At 58.7% G+C, this 3,020-nt stretch carries 3 protein-coding genes; 2 read left to right on the top strand and 1 reads right to left on the bottom strand.

Annotated elements, in window-relative coordinates; all coding sequences use genetic code 11:
* Nucleotides 1–355, bottom strand: a 355-nt coding sequence (locus V6C07_RS06415) for a sirohydrochlorin cobaltochelatase (RefSeq protein WP_333535523.1), incomplete at its 3' end; no start/stop codon positions are given.
* 183 nt (nt 356–538) lie between these two features.
* On the opposite strand from V6C07_RS06415, the gene rfbD reads away from it, so the two are divergent.
* Together rfbD and V6C07_RS06405 are read left to right on the top strand one after the other, a co-directional pair.
* Nucleotides 539–1,426 (top strand): dTDP-4-dehydrorhamnose reductase, encoded by an 888-nt coding sequence (gene rfbD, locus V6C07_RS06410; RefSeq protein ID WP_333535522.1) that lies wholly within the window; start codon nt 539–541, stop codon nt 1,424–1,426.
* A gap of 17 nt (nt 1,427–1,443) precedes the next feature.
* Nucleotides 1,444–2,739 (top strand): DUF3179 domain-containing protein, encoded by a 1,296-nt coding sequence (locus tag V6C07_RS06405; protein WP_333535521.1) that lies wholly within the window; start codon nt 1,444–1,446, stop codon nt 2,737–2,739.
* Nucleotides 2,740–3,020 lie beyond the last annotated feature (281 nt).

The raw sequence follows: 3,020 nt of genomic DNA, 5'->3' as shown, positions 1-3,020 counted from the left end.
AGGCGCGGGCCGCAGCTTTCAGGTCATCGGCAGATGCCAGCATGGGAGCGCCGACATCACAGCGCAGACCACTCTGGGCCGCCACTTCGTCCACAGCCGCGCACACTTCACCGTGCTCGCGACCGGATATGGTTTGAAGAGGCTGTACCGCCACATGGGTAAAGCGTTCCAGGCTGAGACGCCGCAAAGCCTTGCGGACAGAGTCGCTTTTTTGTCTGGCCCGGGCCAGACGCTCCCGCAACAGCAGCGAAGTATACGCCCAGCGCACCGGCACCCCTGGGTAACGCTGACGCACAAGCGCATCAAAACCCTTGAGGGCGTTCTGCCCCTGGGGGCTGCTTGCGCCAAAAGCCACCAATAATATTGCTCGTCTCATACGGCTGATTTGTACGTTACTTGCAGCATGGTGGCAAGAAGGCAGTCTCCAGATGTGGAAAGGCGGCCTCTGTATTGACCAGCATGGCTCACAACGATACAGTGCCAGCATTATGGGACGTACGCTTCTTTGGGGAGGCGTGTGCCGTCCCGGGAGGTTCAGATGGCAAAGGCGCTGATTCTGGGAGGCGCAACCGGTCTGCTGGGGCAGGCCCTTGTTCGTGTGCTTACGGCAAAAGGCTGGCAAGTGGCGACCCTGGGCAGGCAGGACGGTAATGTGATGGATTTTGATTTTTTGCAGTCGCGCTTGCGCAAGGCAGACGCGGATGTGGTTTTTAACGCGGTTGGTTTTACAGCCGTTGACGCAGCCGAGGACGATCCCGACGGAGCTTGCGAGGCAAACCGTGCATTGCCCGATGCGCTGGCGCATATCCTCAAAACCCTCGGCAGCGGGCATCTGGTTCACTACAGCACTGACTTTGTTTTTCAGGGGCAAGGCGAAACGCCCCTGACAGAAGAAGACGAGCCGCACCCTCTGTCGGTCTACGGCAGCACCAAACTAGAGGGCGAGCAGGCCGTGTTGCGCGAATTGCCCGAGCGCTCCTGTGTGCTGCGCACGGCATGGCTTTTCGGCCCCGGCCGCAAAAATTTTGTGGACACCATCGTGGCAGCCTGTGAAAGACGAGATACCATCAACGTGGTTCACGACCAGATCGGCTCCCCCACATACAGTATGGATCTGGCGCAATGGAGCGCCGCACTGGCCGAAAAAAGCGCCACAGGACTCTGGCACGCCGTCAACAGCGGCCAGGCCAGTTGGTGCGAACTGGCCTGCGAATCCATCAACCTCGCGGCCACTTCCTGCCGGGTCATGCCCATTGATTCGGCCCAATGGCCGCAAAAAGCGCGAAGGCCGGAATTTTCCGTGCTGGACAACAGCAAGCTGGGAACCTTTCTGGGCAAAAAACCACGCCCCTGGCCCCAGGCCCTGCGCGACTATATCTTCAGCGACTACCTGCCTTCTCACCGCAAGGAGAAAGACAAGCATTGACTCCATGCCAGCAGACCATGTCCCCCCTGCCGAACACCAGACGAAAGGCCACGGCAGACAGCCGCGCCAGTAACGCAGGCGGCCTGCATGCAAACGTCTGCGGCCCGATGCGAAAAGCGGGGCGCTGCGCTGTGCGCCGTGCGGGCATGTTTGCTCTTATGGCTTTGATGCTGCTCCCCCTGTGCGCTCTGCTGCTCCCTGCCGAAAGTCAGGCCCGGCCCAGGAGTATGGAGGATCTGGCGGCAATTTCAGGCAAGCTGGTGGAAACGGGCGTCAGTTACGGGGCCATTCCATCGCTGTACAGGCCACGCTATGACCGCACTCTGGACGCTGACCTCAATACCAGCGCCGACGAAGTCGTTTTCGTGGTCATGCTGCCCGGTGGCCCTCGCATCTACCTGCAGCGCTATATGGTCTGGCATCAGGTTGTCAACGAACTCATTGATGACGTGGCCTACACCATCACCTACTGCCCCACCACCGGCACACTCATGGCCTACAATGCCTCCATGGGTGGCCTCAATCTTATTTTTGACGTAGAAGGCCGCCTTTATGACGGCAACAGTGTGCTTATTGACAGAAATTCCGGCAGCCTCTGGCTTCAGGAAACAGGCATGGCCTTTGAAGGCCCCCTTATGGGCAGAGGGCTGCCGACCATTCCTGTCTTCTGGACATCCTGGGGGGCTGCGCGCAGCGTTTTTCCCCAGGCATCGGTCATGGCAAAACCCGCGGGAAATCGCCCCTACGGGCGCGACCCTTACGGTAGCTACCAGCGCAAAGATACCTACTATGACAACGACAGGCTCATCTACCCTGTGGAACGCCTGGACAGACGTTTCCCGCGCAAGACCCACATGCTTTGCCTGGAGTATGAAAATTATCTGCTGGCCCTTGATGTGGCCTATGTGAAGAAAAAAGGGACAGTAAATTTTTTCGTGGGCCCGCATGCCCTGCTGGCCGCTCATGATCCACATCTGGATGTAGTGCGCGTGTTCAACCGGCAGATATGGGCCGAGCCTTTTCTGTTTGTGAGCCGCTACGGCAAACTGATGGATTTGAAAACACGGAGCATATGGGACCCGGCCACCGGAAAAGCCCTGGAAGGCAATATGAAAGGGGCCGCCATGCCCGAATATTTCGGAGGCTATTCCATGTGGTTTGCCTGGTACAGCATCAATCCCGAAACGCTTACCGTTCCCGGCCCTGGCGAAGTGCCGGAAAACCTGCTTTCGCCTGATGCCCCTGGACAAGACAGCGCAGCCCCCGGCTCTGCTGTCGCTCCAGCCGCCCTGGCACTTCCGGCAAACCTTTGACCGGCACACTGCCGTCTGCCAAGCTGTGCTTGCCCCAGGTTCTGAGAACAACGCAAATCCCCGCGCCCGCGCACAACAACTGACGGTTCGCGTCAGAAACACCCGCCATTGCCTACTGGAACGCCGCGCGCAGCCCTTACCCTGCACATGCGTCATTAGAGCAGATTAACTTTGAGAATATACATTCTCAAAGTTTAAGGCACGCTCACTTCGGCGTTTAACCGCGCAGATAAACTGCGCTTACGCCTCCGTAGCGAACGTCTGCTCACGCAGCCGTCCGA

Source organism: Desulfovibrio sp. 1214_IL3152 (assembly GCF_036763055.1).
In the GTDB taxonomy this organism is placed as follows: domain Bacteria; phylum Desulfobacterota; class Desulfovibrionia; order Desulfovibrionales; family Desulfovibrionaceae; genus Desulfovibrio.
Note: the sequence above shows the minus strand (reverse complement) of the source record. Positions and strands in the feature narration are given on the sequence as shown.

Coding starts and splice junctions, on each gene's coding strand:
- V6C07_RS06405 (WP_333535521.1), top strand. CDS start 1,444: ATGTCCCCCCTGCCGAACACCAGACGAAAGGCCACGGCAGACAGCCGC.
- rfbD (WP_333535522.1), top strand. CDS start 539: ATGGCAAAGGCGCTGATTCTGGGAGGCGCAACCGGTCTGCTGGGGCAG.